This window comes from Lawsonia intracellularis PHE/MN1-00 (assembly GCF_000055945.1).
Lineage (GTDB): Bacteria > Desulfobacterota > Desulfovibrionia > Desulfovibrionales > Desulfovibrionaceae > Bilophila > Bilophila intracellularis.
Genome location: NC_008011.1, coordinates 830572 through 854479 on the forward strand (window position 1 = coordinate 830572; position 23908 = coordinate 854479).

The window sequence follows — 23908 nt, forward strand, 5'->3', positions numbered from 1 at the left end:
AAAATTGCCTTACTAATGATATGATACTGTTATATAAATAATATAATTTTACTAGTATCACTATATAGTAATATATAATTACCTATACTATCTATATAACAAATATCGTTAAGAACATATATTTTATAATAACGTATAAAATCTATTTTTTTAACTTAATTAAAACGTATTACAAATTTTTCTACATTAACTTTGTAAGATAGAAAATATTTTAGCCTCTGTATAAAGAATTTTTGACTACCTTCATTATATTTTGTAAACTAGTATAAGTAAGGAAACAACACAACAGAGATATCAATACAACACCACTAGCTTACTCTTGTGGAATAGATGGTAATGGATGATGTGCTTTACTGTTATCTTGTACAGAAGTCTTATTGCTCTGTTGTTGAGTGCCTGATACATCCAGATAATTTACATAAATTGGCTCTTGCTTTAGCTCTGGCTGATGATGTTGTCCCTCTCCTGGATTTAAACTAGAACCTTCTGACTGAACTTGTCTAGTCCTATAGGAACATAATCCTTTAACTCCATTAACAACATATTGCACTCCATGAATAATAGCTGCTCCTACCCTACCTAGACTACTTTGAATCGATGTAACCATCCTTGACAAAAAGGAAGACTTTGTTTTCTTTAGTATAGACTTACCAGGAACAGCATCTGGATCATATGTAGTTCTGACATCACTTCCTGGAGAATATACATACGTGCTATTACTACTCTGATCAAACCTAACGCCTCTATCTCCAGTAGTCTGTTTTAATATAGACTTACCAGGAATGGCATTTGGATCATACTTAGTGTTAATTCTTTCCTCTTCGTGTGTTACGTCATCTTCATGAGGATAGGAATAACCGGAATTGCTATTTTCATCGAATGTCACTCGTGGGCCATTATTAAAAAGTTTCATTACTTTTATCCTCCACATATATACTTTAACATATTGATATTATTAATATATAAATATACATTGTTATGGGGACTAATTATAATCTAAGCTGTATATTCTCAAACAAATAATGTCCTATTTATTAACCTAACCAATTCTATGTAACAATTACCTAACTGACTCCATTCATTTCAACTATCTTTAGTTATTCTTCCCTTTATTACCACTTGTAGAGATAGAAGTTGTTTTAATTTCAGCATAAATGGGTTCTGTTACATGTGGACCTGGTGATACACTCTTTAAATTTTCGTATATAACAGGCTTCATTTTACCAGGAGAATTAGGCCCAAGGGTAAAATCAAGTTCTGCATAAATAGGCTCTGATGAAGGGTTGTTTTCTGGAATAGGAGGTAACGGACGCTGTGCAAGAGGGGTACTAGGATGAACAACTGTAGCATAAATTGTATCTGGAGAATCAACAGGATTTGATGTAAATGGTCCAGATGTATTCTCGTGACGAGGAACTATCCTTGGTGTACTACTTACTTTCTTTCCTTCTGAAGTACCTGTTGTATCTTTTTTTGCATCATAATCTTTTAAAGCTTGATGTGTACGAGCACCAATCATTTTCATAGTAGAATGCTTTACCCTCTGAAGAGTATTACTCCATGACGCACGCAATTTGCTTAAAATTGAGCTCTCTTTTTTAGTAGGCTCTAAAGATTTGTTTTTTACAGAACTACTAGTACCAGTGGCATTACCATTTTCTTCTACTCCACTATTATGACTACTGCTATGTTTAAATTGAATTTTCATCTTACCCTCTTACTTCTTTACGTTGAATACTATCAAGTAGAGCAATAACAATCCTATATGATATGTAAAAAGTATATGTATCTCCTAACTATATGCCCAACTAAAAACTCATTAATATTACTCTCATAGAAATTTTTACAAGACGGTAATGTCGTTATGGAAAAAGCAAACTAATATATCTTCATCTACATCCTAGTATTGTCATAACTCTATAAAAAATTTATAATTAATCAGTAAATTTTGCTAAATAGACGTTAATCTTTTTCCCCTGCTTTGCTTCATAAAAAATACACATGTTAGAACACACCAAATATTAACCCATCACAATCTTGTCTCATTTTTCTTCTTCCAAACAACGATAACTCAGCTAATTAATATTTAGATAGTCCATACTACACAACAATCATTTACTGGTATTAACGCTATCTAGACAAATAACTAATTACCTTTGATAGAATCATAGGTAACTATCTCCTACTATTTTCCTTTTCAGGTCAGAAAAAAATTTTAGGACAATTACAACAAAAAATAATTCTAGCATAAAGTATACCTTTAACTACTTCTTAATAAAAATTCAGGGGATTAACTAAAGTAATACATAAAAAAATTGAAGGAAATAAAACAAAATCAATTAATCTTGCTATTATCATTTTAAAGAAAGTATAAAAACAATTTTATAGTATAGTTATAGTATAGTTATAGTATAAGATATTATGATGTATTTTAGCATAATGTTTACTAAGTCAAAAAATTGATTGTAATCAGCTGTTAAAAAGGTAGAAATATCTTGAAAGATATTCCTACCTTTTTAACAGCTGATTACATATTTATATAAATATTTTTATGCTTGTTTCTTAAAATATACATAGCTACATATTGTACTCTCTCGTAGAGGGCAAATAAAAATGTACATTATGTTATGTATAGTTAAAAAAAACATAATATGCTTCTCAGTAATAGCCTTACTCAGCCAGACTATAGTTATACTCCACAAAAAATAGTGTATTTCTCCTCATCTTAATATAAAGAATGCTCTTCTTTAGTTACATGAAGGGGAAAATACAATTCAACCATGGAGGTTTATAGAAAAAGTATTCCTAAGGGATAGTAAGACATTTGATGACATATTGATAAAGACTAATATTAAGCTTAACAATATCTTATTGATAAGAAAGCAACTTTTTTTTACCTGTTACAAACTATAATCAATATTTTCTTTTTTTAATTAAAACTCATCTAAATAAAAATATAATCTAAGGAATACTCCTTAAATTATATATTACTCATCATTAATAATGTTAAAAAATCAAAAATAAATAGATATCTCAACCAATAAAAGATTATCTGTCAATCTGTAAAACTCTTAAAACTAGATAAGTTACCTATAGTAAAGAAAGAGATTCAAAAAAATATTGTTATAAAAATATCTATCCACAAACTGCACTCTAAAATTGAAGTTAAATATCTTGCATACTTCTAAGTAGATTACTAAAATTTACTCCATAGTAACCCCTACCAATATTTATTCTTATGTATTCTCTATAACCTTTATTTCACGTTTATTAATTAATAAGCTATAACAATCTATCTCTTTATATCTTGCTGTATTATATATAATTTCTCTCATATCAACTCTCAACCATTTTACCTTAAAAGTCGTACCAGAAATGAATTCCCATACATTGAGGTTTTATACTTTTATCTTTTTCACCATCTTTTGTACGGATTCCAACATTAACACCAACTCCACAATTATGAGTAATTTTAAAATCAATGTTACTTCCAACTTCAAGCTGTTTATATCTTGATTTATCTTTACCGCTTGAGATACTTACTGAATACAATGATATTGGTTTTGCGGTTACACCTGTATTATTTCTCTCTCCTAAAATAGCAGCCCCCCATGCTTGGATTTTACAAACATCTGAAATATGCCAATCGACTTTCAATCCAGCTCTATGTTCAATAACATGTTCTCTAGTTGCACTTATTTTTGCGGGTAATATCCGACCAGATTCTTTATATGAATCCCAACGAGCTGTTGCAATAGATACTTCAGCATAAGGTGTAAGCATCATCATTGGAGTAATTTCTATATTATACCCTACACGTGCTATGCCACCATTTGTTGAAGTATGTGCTGCACCTTTAGTTGTGATACGTTCACCAGCATGAGTAAATACACGTGTATTTTTTGTTTCACCCCATCCAAATGTGCCTTCAACATATCCCATAAGCCCTGGTTCAGCTACATTCCATGCAGCAATAACTGAAGCTTGATTTGTTTCTGTTTTAGCTTTAGCTCCACCATATGCTTTTGCTATATCTACTCCTTGATACTCTTTTTTTCTCTCCCTACCTTGAGATATAGCTGTACCAACCCATAATTTTGGAAACATAGGTATAGCATACATTACACCAGCTTGTGTTGAAGCCCCGCTATTTCTTTGACTACTTGCTTGTCCACTGAGTGAACCAAATATACGGAATGGTTTCTCAGATGTTAATCGTGCTGTATTCATATTTAATGCTAACACTCTCATAGAATTTTGTACTTCTTGTATAGCTCCATGTATAACATAACTCAGTCCTTTTACAGACCCTTGATTTGCTATTACATTATAGCCTGATTGAGGTTGTGTTGGTTTTTTATCTTTATCTTGATATACTAATAAGTTTAAAAAATCCTTCACTTTCTCTAATAATTGTCTACTATCTCCTTGTCCTTGAATATTATTAGCACCAAACCCTGGAGCTGGAGCCATATTCCCAAGAGGATTTCCAGAACCAGAATCTATCAAAATAAATTCACTCCAATCACCTTCACTTCCTAGATCACTTGAACTATCACTGCTATCTAGATCACTTGAACTATCCTGAGTATCACTAGTATAACTAGTAATGTCACTGGAACTATCATCAAAATCATCTTCGAAATCACTGTCATCGAATTTATCATCAAATTCGTCTGCACTATCACTAACAGAACCTTCACTGTTATCAGTATCAGTATCAATATCAGAAGAAACCTACACTAACCCCCTATGCCACATATCTTCTAACTCTTGTCCAAGAGACTCTAATTCTGATTTCAAACTTTCATTTTTTTTATGTATAGCAAAAAGTTTTGCACGTAACTCTTCATTTTGATTGGAAATCTGGAAAAAACCATACATACCTTCATACACTCTTTCTCCTTTTTCTAGGTCTTCCTTAAGCTTAAGCCATTTTTGTCTTCCTTGTTCATAATTTTCAACCAAACAAGAAGAAGATAATGATGATGGCGATGATAACCTATCTCTCTGATAATCTTGTATATCTTGATGTTGAGCAATCACTCCAGCAAATAAAAGCTCCATAGCAGCTCTATTCTTTTTATAGTCTTCACTTTGTCTTCCTGTCGGCTTTAAAGGCTCTTTTAAGCTTTGTGCATTCCACCCTTCTTCTTTAAAAAAAAAAGCACCAAGTTTACTTTGTGCCTCTTTAAATGCATTGTTTGGCTCATCTCTTGGACCTATAGGCTTCTTTGTTGGCTGCTGTGGTGGCTCATGCCGTTTTTGCATAAAGACTTCCAGTTTGGCTTTAGCAGTATCAAATGAATCACCAGGCTCTCCCTCCTGATGAAGACTTAATGGACAAGAACTAGATGAATCCACCAAACGTCCATTTTGATAAGAGCTTGCTGAGGGAGAAGCAGATGACTGATCTCTTTCTCCCCTTTCGCTTATAGTATTCCTAGAATATGTCCCATTTAAAACAGAAGAAAACAATGACTGTCCTTGCTCTAAAAAATCTTGTTTCATTCCATGCTCTACAGCACTACTTTCAGGATGAGGAGCATCCCAACCATCATCACCCCAGTCTTCATCATTATCAGAGTTATTTGATGTAGTTAGTTTTACAGAGGTAGTTAAGGGAATACTTAATCTTTGAGGCTTTTGAGGTACTAGTGGTGCCTGTTTTATAGAGGAGTCTTGTGTAGTAGTAGTAGTAGTTGTTGTTGTTGTTGTTGTTGAAATATTACTTGTTGAGTCTATTTTCACAGACATCTTACTACTTGAACTTTTAGTTAATGGTTTATCCACCTCTTGAGTTACTTTTACCACAGAAGAGCTTGAAACTACACTTGATAATGTTGCCGTTGAAATAACAGAAGAGCTAACTAGAGAAGAAGGACTGGCTGAAGCAAAAGGTGCTCTCACTTGTTGCCCTTCTGGGACTGGCTGTTGTCTTTCTTGACTATATGCTACTTCCAGTTTATGTAGTCTATGTTCCGCACTTTCTACATTACTGGCAGCTTCATTTAACTTTTTCTGTAATCTAGGATCATCAGGATTTCTCTCAACTTTTTTATTTACTTCCTTATATCTTGTAACACACTTCTCAAGCTCAACTCTTGCCTTTGTAAGATCTTTTTTTTTATTTTATGTGGATCGGTCTTACCTTTTTGTTTACTTATAGTATGACTACTTAAATCCTCATCCCTTTCACTTGAACTAACACTAGAAAAATATTTTCCTAACATTTCTTTAAGCTCTGATTCTAAAATCCCAAGTACTGTTTGAGCTTGTTTAACTGTTTGAAAGGAGGCATTTAACCCCTCTTTTGTTTCATGAGTACTAACCTGCTGTGATCTAAGATCTTCTAATAATTTTTTTGCTTCTTCAATTTTCTCTACTTTTTTTTGTATTTCTTTTCCTGAAGGCTGATGTGATTTATGTTTAGAATGATGAAGAGGTTGTTTCACTTGTTTAACATGCTGTCTATCACTACTTTCTCTATCTGAAGCAAATACTTTACTCTTTCCACATAACAAACAAAGTAAATAAAATGTTGTCAAAATCAGTTCTTTTTTTAACCATCTTGCTCTTAAACTCTTTTTACAGATAAATTTAGTTGTAAGAAACTTTAATAAAATTTGCTTTACTCTTATAATAACTGTAAAAAAATATATATATATATATTATTTTAATTACATTAAATAAAAATGTATCTATATTCTTACTAAATTTTATATACATAATGCATTTCTCCATAAAATACACTATAATATATTTATCGTGTAATAATAAATTATATATAAATTATGAAAAATTTTTTATGATCTATAAAAATAATTATTTAAGTATAAATAAATATAATTATAAATAAATGTATGTAGCTACATTACTATATTGAATAGATATATAGAAAATTATGAATAAATAAATTGTTAAAATCTATATTAACATTATTTATAAAATTAAATATTTATGTTTTATTATAAACTTTATTGAATAATAAAGAGATACGTATAAAAACATACAATTAAAAATTAACTGCATGTATTTATATTACTATAAAAAATACATATGTAGTAGATTATAAATAAATTAAATTATCTAAATCTATATTACTATATTTATATAGATAATATGTTCTACTTTATTAGACACTATTTTGATATGTAATAAGCAAAAATAAAGACTGTTAAAAATTAACTATGTTCTTTTCTTTGATGGGACAAGTGATATGAAGGAATTACTATAGTAACAAAATATCCTAATTTTTTACCATATTAAACTACTATTTCAATAGGTTAAACAAACTCCTATTTATTTTTTATTATAACTAATAAAAACAAAATATACTTTTATCCTAACTGAGGAATAAGTAAAATATATTTTAATATATTTTATGTCAACTAAAAAATTATTTTTACATACTTTTTATAAAGTTAAAGGTATAATTTATTATTTTACTATAAAAAACTATTTTTTATTTGTATAACTATTTAACACATAGCTATATAAAAGTATAATCAGTTTTTATATAGTATAATACTTCTTATATAGTACTATATACATATAGATATAATTATTTTTTACATAGATTATACAAAATATTTTGACTATTGATACATTTATATTATATTCAGCAGTAAACAGTAGAGGATATTATCATTTTTTTGACTTACAAAATATTTTCATTTTGTATTTTATACAAGGCTAATTATATCGAATAAATGTTCTTTATAAGGACAATATAGTCACTCATCATGAATACAAAATATCTTTTTATATCTAAAATGAAAAATTACCTAATTCCTTTAAACTAATTCTTTTTAAGCAATATTATAATATATAAATATATTATAAAAACATATCATAACTCTTAGAAAGAACATAAACCTTTCAGCTTGAGCACAAACAGCAATCATAAAGCATCTCGAGCATGTGTATCTCTAACAACTATTTCACATCTATTATAAATAAACTCTTATTTTAAACGTCAAATTAATGACTGCCTTGTTTACTCCCATAAATAACACAACCACATTTATACAAATCGATCCTTCCTGTTGCTATCTTTCCACTTTCTGCTAGTGAGCAAAAACTTTAAAAAACTATATGTTATCAATAATTGTTGCTTTAAATGATGTTAGGAGATGGAACCTCAAGGACATAAAATAAAAAAGTTTATCTCCTCCATAGGACATCCATTTTACAATAATACCTTAACAAGAGATAATTCATTAATCTTTTGAAAACACAAATGAAAATAAAAAATAACTACTAACTATAATATAATAATTTATCTATTAATTTAGAATAGTTCATAATCATATAGCTAAAAGATATCCTTAACTACTTTGTAATAAAACTTAACTGATACCTATTTTTGTTATTAGGAGTTTTAGCAATATTTTTATCCTTAACCTTCACTTTTAAAAAAGTATAGCACTGGCAATACATAACACTACACCTTCTTAAGCTCACAGGACATACAATGATTGGCTCTTTTTAGAAAAATTGAAAGTTATTAACTAAAAAGATACGTTTGGATTTATAATTAAATAGAAGACACAATCCAGACTATTTACCAAACTAATCATAATAACAAACTAATTTATTTTAATGTATTATCAATAAGTACTCTATACATTAAAAAGTCAGGATAAAAACAGGATAAAAGCAGATAAAATTATAGGATAAAATTATAAGATATGAATAACACCTTTAAAATACTGGTCGGGATGGCGAGATTCGAACTCACGACCCCTTGAACCCCATTCAAGTGCGCTACCAAGCTGCGCCACATCCCGACGGGCTGACAGATACCTTTAATATGACAATTATGTCAATAGACTTTTCTTACCTTATTTGTATATAATTATTAAAATAATAACTAGCAGATTGTCTTAGCGTACATACTGTATCTAAAAAATAAACCTATGAATAAACGACATTGATTATATATACATTACCTGTTAAAGAATTATCTTATTTTAATAATTAGTTAATGTTATCATTTTTTTACTATTTAATGATACCGATAAAGCAGCTTTTGGAGGACTCCAATGATTCAGACTTCCCCTATTCCAGTTAATCTTTCTTTACCCTATAAAATTGCTGATATCTCTCTAGCAGATTTCGGGAAAAAAGAAATGCAACTTTCAGAAAGGGAAATGCCTGGTCTTATGACATTGATCCAACGCTATAAGGAGAAAAAACCTTTAAAAGGCCTAAAAATTACAGGTTCTTTACACATGACTATCCAAACTGCTTTACTTATAAAAACACTTTATTACTTAGGTGCAAATATTCGTTGGGCCTCATGTAATATTTTCTCAACACAAGATCATGCTGCTGCTGCTATCGCAGACCTAAATTATGCCAGTGTTTTTGCATGGAAAGGAGAAACATTAGAAGAATACTGGTGGTGTATAGAGATGGCACTTACATGGCCTGATGGTTCTGGCCCTGACCTTATTATTGATGATGGTGGAGATGCTACACTTATAATCCATAAAGGGGTAGAAATCGAAAAAAATCCTGAGTTATTAAAACAAAGCCATAGTGATAAAGAAATAAAAATTATTATGGATCGACTTAAAGTAATGTATAATACTTCTCCTACTCACTGGACGAAAATAGCTAAAAATATTCGTGGAGTCTCTGAAGAAACAACAACAGGGGTACATCGTCTTTACCAGCTTGCTGAAGAAAATAAACTTCTTTTCCCTGCAATTAATGTTAACGATTCAGTAACAAAGTCTAAGTTTGATAACCTTTATGGATGTAGGGAATCTTTAGCAGATGGAATTAAAAGAGCTACAGATATTATGATCGCAGGGAAAGTAGTTGTCATTGCTGGATATGGTGATGTAGGGAAAGGGTGTGCACAGTCTATGCGCGGCTTTGGAGCTCGTGTAATTATTACAGAAATTGATCCTATTTGTGCATTACAAGCTGCTATGGAAGGCTTTGAAGTTATGACAATGGAACAAGCTGCAGCTGAAGGCGATATCTTTGTAACAGCTACAGGCAACCTTCATGTTATTACACATAACCATATGAATAAAATGAAAGATGAAGCTATTATTTGCAATATTGGGCACTTTGATAATGAAATTGAAATGAGCTGGCTAGAAAATAATTCAGAATGTAAAAAAGTAAACATTAAACCACAAGTAGATAAATGGGTCCTCCCCAATGGACGATCAATGATTGTTCTTGCTGAAGGAAGACTTGTTAATCTTGGATGTGCCACAGGTCACTCAAGTTTTGTTATGTCTACAAGCTTTACAAATCAAGTCCTTGCTCAACTTGAATTAGCCCATAATAAATTAGAAAATAAAGTCTATATTCTTCCTAAAAAGCTTGATGAAGAAGTCGCACGCCTACACCTTGAACGTCTTGGAGTAACTCTAACAACATTAACACAAGAACAAGCTGACTATATTGATGTCCCTATTGAAGGACCATATAAATCAGAACATTACAGATATTAAAAATAATATTTAACTATAAATTTAATAATGCTAGTTAACCATATTCAAAATATATTTTTTAATATATTGTATATTCCAATAATAAAAAATATAATTAAAACAATTAATGGATTAACACTTATATATTTTGCTGAATAATAGCATATAGCATTTAACATGGATATACCCCCAACCTCTTCTAACTAACGTTTCTAACTTAATAGTTAATTTTTACTAATTACCTATCATTCTACCTAATTCAATATGTTTTTATTTTTTATATTGCATAAATAAGGAAATACTCATGAGAGTAGCAATTATATCATCTTCTTTTGCTCGATATGATAAAAAACCACTTGAACTACTTAGCCAAGCTGGAATTGAATATATCCTTAATGAACAGGGGTATCATCTCACTGATGAAGAACTAATACAAATAATAGATGGTTGTGCTGGTATCATTGTTGGTTCAGAACCATTACCCAAAAAAGTTTTAGAGACTAACCCAAGACTCAAAACTATTGCTTGCTGTGGGAAACATCTTGATAATATTGACGTTGAATATGCTCAAGAAAAAAATATTATTATTTATAATCCTCCTAAAGGTTATGCAATTGCTGTTGCAGAATTTACAGTGGGCCTTATCCTATCTCTTATACGTCAAATACCATACCAAGATAAAGAAGTTCGTTCAGGAGTATGGCATAAACGTATAGGAAATCTTTTACATGGGAAACGTGTTGGTATCATAGGTCTTGGACAAGTAGGAAAAGCAGTAGCTGAACGACTATTACCATTTGGTGTAGACATTGCTTATAATGATCCAAATGTATATAGTACTACATTCCAAAAATTTGATCTTGATAAACTTATAGATTGGTCAAATATTATTACTATTCACTGTAGTAAACCTATAAAAGCCGGCCCTATTCTTGACTTGGGAAGACTTTCACTAATGCAACCAGGAAGTTATATTATTAATGTAGCACATGGAGGATTAATTGATGAAAAAGCATTATGTGGACTTTTAACTGCAGGTCATTTAGCTGGAGCTGCTCTGGATGTCTTTGGGAAAGAACCATATGATGGTCTTCTAAAAAATATTAATAATACAATTCTTACACCACACATAGGAGCTTATGCAAAAGAATCAAAAATAATTATGGAAACAGATGCTGTAACAAACATCATTGATACATTAAAAAACTCCTAATTTAATAATTGCTCCTTAACAAAAATAAACATGTTTGATACCTCTACTCTTAATAGTGCTCAACTTGAAGCTGTCACTGCACCAGATGGTCCTGTCCTTGTTATTGCAGGAGCAGGTAGTGGTAAAACTCGAACTATTATCTATAGACTTGCCTGGTTAGCTGAACAAGGTATTCCCCCATCTTCTATGTTACTTCTTACCTTTACTCGTAAAGCTAGCCAAGAAATGCTTCATCGTGCTACAATGCTTCTTAATTATAGTCTTGGTGACGTTAATGGTGGAACATTCCATAGCATAGCTTTTTCTACTCTACGTCAATATAAACCCTCCTGGGCAACAGGGAAAGTCACTATAATAGATGCACAAGACACCCTAACTTCTCTCCAACACTGTAAAGAAGAACTCAAAATTGCTAAAGGTGATCGTTCGTTTCCCAAACTACAAACAGTTGCAGCTTTATTAAGTAGAGCAAGAAATAAAGAAATAACATTTAAGGAACTTATACAAAAAGACTCTCCTCATCTTATCTCCCATATTGATTCATTAACAACTCTTGTTGAACGTTATACTACATATAAAAAACAACAAAATTTACTTGATTATGACGATCTTCTTTTTGAGTTTGAATTACTTCTTAAAGGTGATGAATCAAAAAACATTCCTCCATTAGCTCCATTATTTCAAGAACGTTATCAATATATTATGGTAGATGAATATCAAGACACAAATCGTGTCCAAGCACGTCTTGTTCGGCTTCTTTCTGGAAACACAAATAATACAATGGCTGTCGGGGATGATGCACAATCTATTTATGCTTTTAGAGGAGCGACAGTAAACAATATCCTAGAATTTCCTAATCTATTCCCAGGGACCAAAATTATACGTCTAGAAGAAAATTATCGTTCTACCCAACCTATATTAGATACAGCAAATGCTATACTTAAAGAGTCACAAGAAGGTTTTCATAAACATTTATTTACTAATCGTATAGGAGGAGAAAAAGTTCGCCTTATACGATCATTAAGCGATCTTACTCAGGCAAATCTTATTGCTAATCGAATAAAAGAATTACTATCTATATATCCTCCCAAAGAAATTGCAATCCTATTTAGAGCAGGATATCAATCTTACCATTTAGAAATTGCTCTTGCCAAGCATACTATTCGATTCAGAAAATATGGCGGCCTCAAATATACTGAAGCTGCCCATATTAAAGATATGATGGCATTTATAAGGCTTATTGTTAATCCACTAGATATGCCATCATTTTTACGTATTGCTGCCTTTTCAAAAGGAGTTGGCCCCAAAACAGCTCAAAAAATTTACCAAATAGCAGCACAAGGAAATTTTTTAGAGCTTCAAAAAGTTTGTAATAAATACCCTGATCTTCTTAGTGATATGACTCTACTTGATGAGATACGACAACAGCCTTTAGAACCTACAGAAATATTAACCAAAGTCTTTGAACATTATCAACCAAAACTTATAGTCCATTTCCCTGAAGATTGGCCACGCCGTCAACAAGGGCTTGAAGAACTTATACATATTGCTTCTGCCTATACAGATCTTGAACAATTTATTGCCGATCTTTCTTTAGAGACTCCAGAAGAAGAGCTGAATGAAGAAGAAAGCATTGTGCTTTCTACTATTCATTCTGCAAAAGGTCTTGAATGGGATGCTGTTATTATCCTTGACTTAGTAGAAGATAGATTTCCTTCTAGACATTCGCTTATACGCTCTGAAGATTTTGAAGAAGAAAGACGCCTTATGTATGTAGCATGTACTAGAGCCAAAAAACAGCTTGAACTTTCTGTTCCTACTACACTCTATAATAAACAATATGGATGCAATGAACCTGCAATCCCAAGCCCTTTTGTACAACAACTTCCAAGTATAGTAATAGAGGAGTGGCAAGAAGGTTATTCAGGCAACATATATAAAAAAATTACAATACCTACTAATCAACCAGATAGCAAAACATGTTCCCAAATACCTGCTTCTAACAATACATATAATAAAGAAGAGTTATCTTATAGTTTTTGTCGACACAAAATTTTTGGTAGAGGTAAAATTATAGAATATTTATTACCTGATAAATGTAGAGTAAACTTCCCTGGATTTGGCCTTAAAGTTATCTTAAAAGACTACCTAACTATTGAAGATTAATAATAAAGGGATATTATGAACCAGTATTCTTCATTGGTTTCAGAAGAACATATCCTCTCGTGTATTAATAAATATTTTCCTGATCAATCTCATTTTATCACAGCTGGTAGAGGTGATGACTGTGCCATACTTTCTGTAACATCACCTCTATGTATTAGCACTGATATGTTTATTGAGAATATTCACTTTCGCCATAGCTACTTTAGTCCAGAAGATATTGGTTGGAAAGCATTAGCTGTAAACCTAAGTGATATAGCTGCATGTGGGGCACAACCAATAGGCTTTACTGTAGGACTTGCTTTACCCTTAAATACATCTATAGATATTCTAGAAGGAATATATTCTGGAATGTCCCGTCTTGCTAAGCAATTTAACTTACCGTTATTAGGAGGAGATCTCTCCCAAGCATCAGAACTCTCTATTTGTATTACAATATTAGGGGAAACTCATGCTCCTTTATTAAGAGCCCAAGCACAGCCAGGGGACATTATTTTTATAATAGGACAAGTTGGACTTGCTCATACTGGACTTCAACTTTTAGAACAACAGGGGACAAAAGCTATTGAACTATATCCAAAATCATGTATGGCTCATTTAAGACCTTTTCCTCTTATTCATGAAGGTCTTGCTCTTTCAAAAATGGCAAAAAGTTGGTCTCAGCAAACCAACACTCCTCACAGACTAGCATTAATAGATAACTCTGATGGTCTTGCACAAGATATTCCTAGATTACTAGGGAAAGGAAAAGGAGCAGATATCACCATACCTGCCCTTGATCATGAAATCATTCAATTCATTGAGTCACATTATACAGAAAATGAATACTCTCCTGACTTACATGCAGTTATAGGAGGTGAAGACTATAGTCTTATTGGTACATGCTCTCCTAACTTTGGAGCAAAATTAAACATGGTTATATCTAATCTTACTATTATTGGTTCTGTTACAGACTCAGAACCTATCTTATTTAATGGACAACAAATGCAAGGATTTGATCACTTTAGGGGGAATTATATTAACCCCTCGAACAAATTATAGAACATATATCTATAACTTAATGTAGTTATACATTCTCCTTAGCTTCATTAATCCATTGCATAAGTGGTGTCTCCACTTCTTTACGGATAGACATTAAATGCTCTTCTGTGTCTGCTTCAAATCGTGTTACTAATACAGGTTGTGTATTTGATGCTCTTACTAAACCCCAACCATAAGGGAAATTAATTCTAGCACCATCAATTTCAATTGTTTCATATTGAGATTTAAAATAATTTTTTACTTTTTCAACTACAGCAAACTTAATTGTATCTTTACAAGGAATATTAATTTCTCTAGTAGCAAAAGAAGGAGGCCAACCAGGAAGTTCTGACATTGGTTTTTCTTGAGCAGAAAATAAACTTACTAAACGAGCTGCGCCATAAATAGCATCATCAAAACCATACCATCCATCTGAAAAAAACATATGTCCTGACATTTCTCCTGCTAATGGAGCATTAAGCTCTCTCATTCTAGCTTTTATAATAGAGTGACCTGTTGCTGACATCACAGGATTTCCACCATGCTTCTGGATATCATCAAAAAGTCTATTTGAACACTTCACATCTCCAATAACAATTGAACCTGGCTTATGTACAAGGAGTTCTCGTGCATAGATAGACAGTAATTCATCCCCAAATAATAAACGACCATTTGAATCAATGATACCCAATCTATCAGCATCACCATCTAACCCTATACCTAAATCTGCATGTTCAGCTTTCACTTTATTAGCCAAATCTTTCATATTTTCTTCTACCACAGGATCAGGATGATGATGAGGAAAATTTCCATCTGGCTCACAATAAAGACAGGTTACCTCTGCACCTATCCTCTTTAAAATATCTGCACAAATAGTACCACCAACACCATTGCCCCCATCAACAACTACTTTAACTGGACGTAACAGTTTACACCATGCTTCAACAGCAGCCATATATGATGGTATAATATCATGGAAAGATAAAACACCTTGCCCTGAAGCAAACGAACCTACTTCAAATAATTTATGTATACTTTGAATCTCATCACCATAAATTGTAGATTCACCTGCCCAAATCTTAAAGCCATTATATTGCGATGGATTATGACTTGCAGTAATCATAACACCACCATGACGATTCAAATACTTAACTGCAAAATATAAAACTGGCGTTGGAATCATCCCAATACTAATTACATCAACTCCAGTTGATAACAATCCTTTCACTAATGCATTATTATAGTCCACCGATGATTTTCGACAGTCATAACCCACAACAGCCGATGAAATACCCTGACTTACAAAATATGTTCCAATGACCTTACCTAACTTTTCTACCCAATCCAAATCAAAATCTACATCTACAATACCTCGGATATCATATGCACGAAAAACATTACTTGTTCCCATGAATTCTCCCTATTTATTGTACAAAAATTAATATAATAAAATTATTTTTCTCATAGTATAAAAAAATTCTATCTTAATCCTGTAGAAAACCTTATTAAATAATCATTCTACAACTATTTCATAAATAATGCCAGTAAACTAAAATCAATATACATACTATATTACCTCTTATAATATTTAAGATTATAGATATACTACTAAAAATATATACACTTCTAAATTAAAGTTAAATTTAGTAACTTCCTTGACCGTAAAAATATTATGTTCTATTGTTATCCATTATGAATTGGGACTGGGAAAAGCTACAAGAAAAACGACAGAGGCAAAACTGGGGACAAGGTCGTACGCCAAAAGACTCAGGTAATAACACACCACCACCAAATGGCTCAGATCCTAACCCTGAACAACTTTTTGGAAATTTTTTCAAACAGTTCAGACTTAAACCTAACAGTGGGAAAGTAAAATGGATTATACTTATCCTTATTTCTTTGTGGTTATTATCAGGGATTTATATTGTAAATCCTGATGAACAAGGTGTAGTCCTCCAATTTGGAAAATATAACCGTACAGTTGATGCAGGCCCACACTATGCTCTACCTTACCCTATAGAAACAGTATATAAGCCAAAAGTTACCCAAGTAAGACGGGTGGAAGTTGGCTTTCGTTCAACCTCTCTTGGTGGTACATTTCAACAAGGTGCTACACGAACTCTACCTGAAGAAGCATCTATGTTAACTGGTGACGAAAATATTGTTAATGTTCAATTTAGTGTACAATACCAAATTAACAATCCTGTAGAATACCTTTTTAATGTTACTAATCCTACAGCAGTTATTAAAAGTGCAGCTGAAGCTGCTATGCGAGAAGTTATTGGTAATAGTATGATTGACTCTGCTCTGACTGATGGAAAACTTCAAATTCAAAATGAGGCTACAGAATTATTACAAGAAATTCTTGATCGTTACAAAGTTGGTATACATGTTTTAGCAGTTCAACTACAAGACGTACATCCTCCTAAAGAAGTAAGTGACTCTTTCAAAGATGTTGCTAGTGCTCGTGAAGATAAAAGTCGTATTATTAATGAAGCTGAAGCATATCGAAATGAGCTTATACCTAAAGCTAGGGGACTAGCAACAGAAATTGAAAATAAAGCTCAAGCATACAAAGAAACACGTATTCGTAATGCAAAAGGTGAAACAGCAAAATTTCAAGCTTTGCTTTTAGAATATAATCAAGCAAAAGAAATTACTAAAAAACGTATGTACCTTGAAGCAATGGAAGGGATATTAAGTCAACCTGGTATAGAAAAAATTATTCTTGATAACAAAGTTGCTGGAAAAGCCTTACCACTTCTACCCCTTTCCCAAAAAGGACTCTCAGAATATTCTGTACCAAAAGATAAAATAAAGGAAAATAAGTAAATGCAACACAAAATTTCTATTCTTGTGAGTGTACTAGTTATTATCCTTATTATTAGTTCACAATCCATTTTCATTGTAAATGAAACAGAAAAAGCTCTTGTTTTACAACTTGGAGATCCTGTTGATCGTATTTTTGGGCCAGGATTACATTTTAAAATCCCATTTATTCAAAAGGTAATTTTTTTTGATGCCAGGATATTAGATTATGATGCACGTGCAGCTGAGGCTCTTACAAGCGATAAAAAAACAATAGTCCTTGATAATTATGCTAGATGGCGTATTGTTAATCCATTAGAATTTTACCGCACCGTCAGAACTATTCCTGGAGCTCAAGCACGTCTTGATGATGTAGTATACTCACAGTTAAGAGCTCAAGTCGGTAGCCATACTCTCACTGAAGTTGTATCTCAAAATCGTAGTAACATAATGTCAGATGTTACACGCCGCACTTCTGATATTATGAAAGAATATGGGATTGAAGTTATTGATGTTCGTATCAAAAGGACAGATCTCCCTTCAGAAAATCAACGTGCTATTTTTGGCCGTATGCGTGCAGAACGTGAACGACAAGCAAAACAATACCGCTCAGAAGGTGTTGAAGAATCTACTAAACTTCGCTCTCAAGCAGACAAAGAACAAGCAATTATCTTAGCAGAAGCTAATCGTAAGGCATCTATTATACAAGGTGAAGGTGATGCTATTGCTACAAAAATATATGCAGATACATTCCAAAAATCACCAGAATTTTATGAATTTCAACGAGGTCTTGAAGCACTTAGGAACGGACTAAAAGAAAATACTCATATGGTCATCACAAATGATGATCTATTCTTTCGCCCCATTCAAAAATAATATGAGGCAAACTCTCCGGGAGAACGCTATGACTTTCTTTCAAGAAGTTTATGACCGAGTTCGATTTGCCACAAATACAAAGACTCAAGCTGAATTGGCAAATATACTTGAAATTAGACAGTCTAGTATATCCGATGCAAAGCGAAGAGATTCTGTCCCCCCTGAATGGTATATAAAACTCTTTGAAAAGTTTGGATTAAATCCGGATTGGATTAAGCAAGGAGTGGGGCCTATGTATCTCCGAACAGAACAAGGATATATTCCTAGAGAGCTTCCATTAACAGGTGTACAAGAAACACCTATGCATTATGGTGATCCTATCTCAAAAAGTGTATTACATACTGTCTTTTCTATGAGGTGCAATTACATAGAAAATAGTAATTCACTACCTATCTTACAGCCCACTGGGAAAATTGCATTACCTCAACCATATACAGGAGCAAATATCCTTGTATTTCAAACCGAGTCAGATGCGTTTCTTCCTCTAGTTCGTCGGTATACCTATCTAGGTATTAATACAGACTTTACACATCCTCAATCTGGAGAAATTTACGCTGTTTTTATGCCATATGAAGGAATAGCTCTTAAACGTCTTTTTTTAAGTACACAAAAAAATGGTTTTTGTTTATGTACAGATCAAAATGATAGTCACGAAAGCTTCTTACCTGCTCAAGAATGTCCTATACGTATACTAGGCCGGCTTGCTTGGGTTTTCCAAACCTTTTAAATATTAACATTAATCTATAATATTAATAAACTAAAATTTAGTTACCCTAACAGAACTTCTAATAACTATCTGCTAGGGCAACTAAATCATATGAATGAGATTCCATAATATCGGCCTCTATGAGTTCCCCAGGCTTTATATTTGGTCCACTTATATATACCATACCATCAACTTCTGGAGCTTGAAACCATGCTCTTCCTGTATACAACTCTGGCCACTCTGGATGAACATTGTCTACAATAAGGGATAACCGCTTACCAACAAAATTTTTAAGCCATTTTTCACTAATTTTTAATTGAATTTCCATTAATTCTGCTTTTCGTTGTTCTTTTACTTTTTCACCAACTTGATTTGGCATGACAGCTGCCGGAGTTCCTGCTTCAGCTACATATGAAAAAATACCTAAATGCTGAAATTTAATTTCCTCTATAAATTTGCTTAAATATACATGATGTCCCTCTGTCTCTCCAGGGAAACCTGTAATAACTGATGTTCGAAGGACAGCTTCAGGAAACACAGATCGAATATTATCTATAACTTTTCTTGGATTTTTTGCAAATGGTCTTCCCATACAGGAAAGAATATCTGGATGTGCGTGTTGTATTGGAACATCAAAATATGGAACAAAAGGTTCACCTACCGATTTCAAATAAAGTAAAAAATCCTTTGTTAATCCTGTAGGATATAGATACATAAGTCGTAATCGCTTTAATCCATCTAAAACTAATAAGTGATCCAATAGAGTTTTTAAACCATAGTTATTAGGAAGATCTCTCCCCCATGCTGTTACATCCTGAGCAACAAGTACTAGCTCTTTTACTCCTTGATCAAGAATATGACGACTTTCTTTAACAAGTTCATCTATTGAATATGAGTGTAACGAACCACGTATAGAAGGAATTGTACAAAAAGAACATGAGTGTTGACAGCCATCACTTATTTTAAGCCATGCATAAGATTTGCCTGTAGTTATTATACGATCAGTGACTAAAAATGTAGACTTTATATTTAATGCTAACAAAATTTGTTCGTTCCAACTTTCTATCTCTTTATTATCAAGCCATAAATCTACTTCAGGAATATCTTTCTTCAAAATTTTTTCACCATAACGTCCAACAAAACATCCAGCAACTATAATAAAAGGTTTTTCAGATAACTCTTCAACATCAGCAACAAGTTGTAAAATAGTATTTACAGACTCTTGAACAGCTGTGTGTATAAAACTACATGTATTGATAAAAACAAAATCGGCATTATTAGGATAATCTATAAAAGTTAAAGGAATACCTAATGAACCCAATAATCTTTCGGTATCTACCCTATTTTTTGGACAACCAAGGCTTATAGCATGACAACGTAATGATGGAGAGTGACTATTCATAAAATAACCTCAATAAAAACTTGACCCATTACAATGTTAAGGTCACTGTATGGCGATAAAAATTACCTAATATACCTTGCTAACGACATAAAAGGAATTTCAATGGATTCATCCTTCAACCTTCAAGCACCTGATATAAAAACTACAGAAAAAAACAATGCTATCCCTACAGTAATACTTGCCACACGAAATACAGGGAAAATTCAAGAATTAAAAGATATGTTATGTAATTTTAAGTTACATATACTTTGTCTTGAAGATTTTCCTGAAATTCCAGAAATAGAAGAAACAGGCAAAACTTTTGAAGAAAATGCATTAATTAAAGCTAAGGTAGTATCACAATATACAGGACTCATAGCTATTGCTGATGACTCTGGACTTGAAGTTGATATATTAAACGGTGCCCCAGGTATATATTCCTCAAGATACGCAGAAGATATACCAAATATACATAATTTAACAATAGATCAACATAACATATCAAAACTTCTTTCCATACTTACAAACGTTCCCTTAACACAACGAACAGCAAAACTATGCACAACAATAGTTGCCTATAATACAAATGGAAAGTATATCACTGCAAAAGGAATAACAAAAGGTTTAATCTCATTAACATCAAAAGGAAATAACGGCTTTGGTTATGATCCTATTTTTTTTGATACTAACTTAGGAAAAACATTTGGAGAACTCCCTCTTAAAGAAAAAAAACAATATAGCCATAGAACAAAAGCATTAAAGAAACTTTTAGAATTATGGCCAACATTATATAATGAGATATAATAGTTGTATTCTACTATTCTACTTTCATTTTTTTATAAAATAAACAAAGTTTTGGTCTAGTTATCATGATTAATTTACTAAATATTACTTATCCTGAATTTGAATCACTTATTGTAACTACGCTTCAAGAAAAAACATATAGAGCTATGCAAATATGGCAGTGGGTTTGGCAAAAACAAATAACAGATATTGAGTCAATGACCAATTTACCCCAAAAAATTCGAGCTTCTCTTACTGCCTTAATAAAAATTAATTTGCCTGAAATAGTTACAATACAACAGTCATCTGATGGTACTAAAAAATTTCTACTTCGTCTTTCTGATGGAGCTTTAATAGAAACTGTCCTAATACCTAGCATAGATAAAGCAGGAAATATAAGAATAACACAATGCTTATCATCTCAGGTTGGATGTTCTATGGGGTGTACTTTTTGCAGTACAGCTACAATGGGATTTATTCGAAACCTGACAGCAGGAGAAATTGTAAGCCAAGTACTTTTAGCAAAACTACACTTAAACGATAATAAGCCAGATAAACCTATTATCCGTAACATTGTTTTTATGGGCATGGGAGAACCACTACTCAACCTAACTGAACTTACACGTGCTTTACATATCTTACATTCAGAAAAAGGACTAAACTTCTCTGCTAGACGAATTACTGTTTCTACCTGTGGCATAAAAAAAGGAATCCAAGCCTTAAGTGAAAATGGCTTAGCCTTCTTAGCACTATCTCTCCATGCCTCTAATCAAGAGCTACGGAGTACAATAATGCCTAAGGCTGCAAAATGGGATCTTAAAGAACTTATAGACACACTAAAAAATTATTCCCTAAAAAAAAGAGAAAAAATTACATTTGAATATTTACTATTAGGAGGAATTAATGACTCTCCTGAACATGCAAAAGAACTTGCTAAACTTATTACTGATATAAAAGGAAAACTCAACCTTATTCCTTATAATCCTGCGCAAGGACAGCCTTACTTAAAGCCAACAGAAGAAAACATTCTCAAATTTCAAAAAGTATTATGGTCTAAGGGAATTGTTACGATCCTCCGTAAAAGTAAAGGACAAGACATTAATGCAGCTTGCGGTCAACTAAAAACAACTTATCTCTCTCAGTCTTCTAGCACTATTTATTAAATATAATAAAAATTATTGCTCTAACATAGATATTATAAGAGATGCACATTTATCTGCCCCTCCCTTTCTGCTCTCAAGCCAAGTATTAAAACGTGATATAATCTCCTCTTTTGGTTCAGGATGTTGTAACTGACGTTCTAACTGTTCTATTAATTCAAACGGAGTATGACAAATTCTAATAAAAAAAGAAAAATCTTCATGTTCTACATTTAATGGCTCAAAAACCCATGAAAAATTATCTAAGTACTTACCAACACATGGAATTTTTCCAACACTTAATGGTTCAAGAAAATTTTGTCCTCCAAGGGGTACTAAGCTTCCACCAACAAATACTGCTTGAGCTAAATTATATAGCTTATCTAACTCTCCAAATGTATCCCAAATTATAACTGGTATACTAGTTTGATATAGTTCTTCTTTATATGGTGTTAAAACAGACCTTAGCTGAGTGGTTATTCCAACAAAATTTAATTTTTTTATCCACTCTTTTACTCTAGATTCATGCCGTGGTGCAACTATAATACAAGTATCTTTTCCATGACGAGAATATAGTTTTTTAATAACAGGAACTAACAATGCCTCTTCTTCTTCCCTAACTGAAGCTAACAATATAATAGGTTTATCAGGTAAAATTTCAGTCAATACATTTTTTGAGGAATCGCTTTGAGATAATGTACAAATTGCTCTATCAAACTTAATATTTGGTACCACTCCTACACAATATTCACCAAAAAGAGCAGTAAACCGTGCTGCATCTGCAGAAGAAATAGCCGCTACATACTTAGGTGCTATAGCTCTCCAAAATTCTGGGAAAAACCAACTAAACCAGTCATAACCTCTCAAACTTTTTTCTCTTACACGTCCATTAAGAACTAAGACTGGAATATTTCTTTTATTACAGGCAAAAAGTAGCCCAGGCCATATTTCTGCTTCTATTAATACTACTAACTGTGGAGAGACTTGTATTAACGCTTTTTCCATAAGTGCAGGTTCATCTAATGGAACATATTGAACTTGAATAGAAAGATCTGATCGAGAAGATTCTAAAATACTTTTTGTTTCTTCTAAAATAATACGGCCTTGGGGAGTCCAAGTTGTAAGAAGAATATGTAGAGTGGAATCCTGTATTGGTAAATGTTCAAGTAATGAACGTACTAAGTAGGCTTCTCCTCCTGAGGAAGATTGAATCCAAATAGTTGCAGGCTCTGCCCAATTAGTAGGAACTAGACGTTGAGAAAAATTTTCATGTAACCGTTTATGTTGTTGCAAAAATGGTCTAGCAAGACGCCACAAAAAGGTATACCCTTTTGAAAACACATCAAAACTATTCACTCT

17 protein-coding genes and 1 tRNA gene are annotated in these 23908 nt (G+C 32.3%); 9 read left to right on the plus strand and 9 right to left on the minus strand.

Going from position 1 to position 23908, the window contains the following annotated elements:
• Positions 1 to 313: 313 nt before the first annotated feature.
• From LI_RS03645 to LI_RS03670, 6 genes are all read right to left on the minus strand, one after another.
• The gene (locus tag LI_RS03645) at positions 314 to 913 is read right to left on the minus strand and encodes a hypothetical protein (RefSeq protein ID WP_011526748.1); all 600 of its coding nucleotides are present in this window, start codon (positions 911 to 913) and stop codon (positions 314 to 316) included.
• Positions 914 to 1093: 180 nt separating this feature from the next.
• Entirely contained in the window at positions 1094 to 1708 is a 615-nt protein-coding gene (locus tag LI_RS03650; protein WP_011526749.1) for a hypothetical protein, read from the minus strand.
• Positions 1709 to 3357: 1649 nt separating this feature from the next.
• A complete protein-coding gene (locus LI_RS03655; protein WP_015353761.1) occupies positions 3358 to 4509 on the minus strand; it encodes an autotransporter outer membrane beta-barrel domain-containing protein in 1152 nt (383 codons plus the stop codon).
• 228 nt (positions 4510 to 4737) lie between these two features.
• Positions 4738 to 5910 (minus strand): hypothetical protein, encoded by a 1173-nt coding sequence (locus LI_RS03660; protein ID WP_011526751.1) that lies wholly within the window; start codon positions 5908 to 5910, stop codon positions 4738 to 4740.
• A gap of 152 nt (positions 5911 to 6062) precedes the next feature.
• Positions 6063 to 6548: a hypothetical protein gene (locus LI_RS03665; protein WP_015353762.1), complete on the minus strand. Its 486-nt coding sequence runs from the start codon at positions 6546 to 6548 to the stop codon at positions 6063 to 6065.
• A gap of 2167 nt (positions 6549 to 8715) precedes the next feature.
• A tRNA-Pro gene (locus LI_RS03670) sits at positions 8716 to 8792 on the minus strand.
• A gap of 255 nt (positions 8793 to 9047) precedes the next feature.
• Here LI_RS03670 and ahcY point away from each other — a divergent pair.
• The 4 genes from ahcY (at position 9048) to thiL (ending at position 14877) form a co-directional block, all read left to right on the plus strand.
• Positions 9048 to 10481: an adenosylhomocysteinase gene (gene ahcY, locus LI_RS03675; RefSeq protein ID WP_011526753.1), complete on the plus strand. Its 1434-nt coding sequence runs from the start codon at positions 9048 to 9050 to the stop codon at positions 10479 to 10481.
• A gap of 283 nt (positions 10482 to 10764) precedes the next feature.
• Positions 10765 to 11673, plus strand: a complete 909-nt coding sequence (locus LI_RS03680; protein ID WP_011526754.1) for a phosphoglycerate dehydrogenase — start codon at positions 10765 to 10767, stop codon at positions 11671 to 11673.
• Positions 11674 to 11703: 30 nt separating this feature from the next.
• Positions 11704 to 13839: an ATP-dependent helicase gene (locus tag LI_RS03685; RefSeq protein ID WP_011526755.1), complete on the plus strand. Its 2136-nt coding sequence runs from the start codon at positions 11704 to 11706 to the stop codon at positions 13837 to 13839.
• A 15-nt stretch (positions 13840 to 13854) separates the two neighbouring features.
• Entirely contained in the window at positions 13855 to 14877 is a 1023-nt protein-coding gene (thiL, locus tag LI_RS03690) for a thiamine-phosphate kinase (protein ID WP_011526756.1), read from the plus strand.
• A 25-nt stretch (positions 14878 to 14902) separates the two neighbouring features.
• Here the strand turns inward: thiL and LI_RS03695 are convergent, their stop codons facing one another.
• On the minus strand, positions 14903 to 16267 hold the full coding sequence (locus tag LI_RS03695) for a phosphomannomutase/phosphoglucomutase (protein ID WP_011526757.1): 1365 nt from the start codon (positions 16265 to 16267) through the stop codon (positions 14903 to 14905).
• A 281-nt stretch (positions 16268 to 16548) separates the two neighbouring features.
• On the opposite strand from LI_RS03695, the gene hflK reads away from it, so the two are divergent.
• Genes hflK through LI_RS03710 form a run of 3 tightly spaced genes read left to right on the plus strand, consistent with a single transcriptional unit; the run spans position 16549 to position 19267 of the window.
• A complete protein-coding gene (hflK, locus tag LI_RS03700) occupies positions 16549 to 17688 on the plus strand; it encodes an FtsH protease activity modulator HflK (RefSeq protein WP_015353763.1) in 1140 nt (379 codons plus the stop codon).
• On the plus strand, positions 17689 to 18540 hold the full coding sequence (gene hflC, locus LI_RS03705; protein WP_011526759.1) for a protease modulator HflC: 852 nt from the start codon (positions 17689 to 17691) through the stop codon (positions 18538 to 18540).
• Between the two features lie 28 nt (positions 18541 to 18568).
• Positions 18569 to 19267: a helix-turn-helix domain-containing protein gene (locus tag LI_RS03710; protein ID WP_041817046.1), complete on the plus strand. Its 699-nt coding sequence runs from the start codon at positions 18569 to 18571 to the stop codon at positions 19265 to 19267.
• Between the two features lie 58 nt (positions 19268 to 19325).
• Here the strand turns inward: LI_RS03710 and rimO are convergent, their stop codons facing one another.
• Entirely contained in the window at positions 19326 to 20648 is a 1323-nt protein-coding gene (gene rimO, locus LI_RS03715) for a 30S ribosomal protein S12 methylthiotransferase RimO (protein ID WP_011526761.1), read from the minus strand.
• Between the two features lie 102 nt (positions 20649 to 20750).
• Here rimO and rdgB point away from each other — a divergent pair, with 102 nt between their 5' ends.
• Both rdgB and rlmN read left to right on the plus strand, forming a co-directional pair.
• The gene (gene rdgB, locus LI_RS03720) at positions 20751 to 21431 is read left to right on the plus strand and encodes an RdgB/HAM1 family non-canonical purine NTP pyrophosphatase (RefSeq protein WP_223604149.1); all 681 of its coding nucleotides are present in this window, start codon (positions 20751 to 20753) and stop codon (positions 21429 to 21431) included.
• A gap of 65 nt (positions 21432 to 21496) precedes the next feature.
• A complete protein-coding gene (gene rlmN, locus LI_RS03725; RefSeq protein WP_011526763.1) occupies positions 21497 to 22573 on the plus strand; it encodes a dual-specificity RNA methyltransferase RlmN in 1077 nt (358 codons plus the stop codon).
• Between the two features lie 12 nt (positions 22574 to 22585).
• Here the strand turns inward: rlmN and LI_RS03730 are convergent, their stop codons facing one another.
• Entirely contained in the window at positions 22586 to 23905 is a 1320-nt protein-coding gene (locus tag LI_RS03730) for a 3-deoxy-D-manno-octulosonic acid transferase (protein ID WP_011526764.1), read from the minus strand.
• Positions 23906 to 23908: the final 3 nt, after the last annotated feature.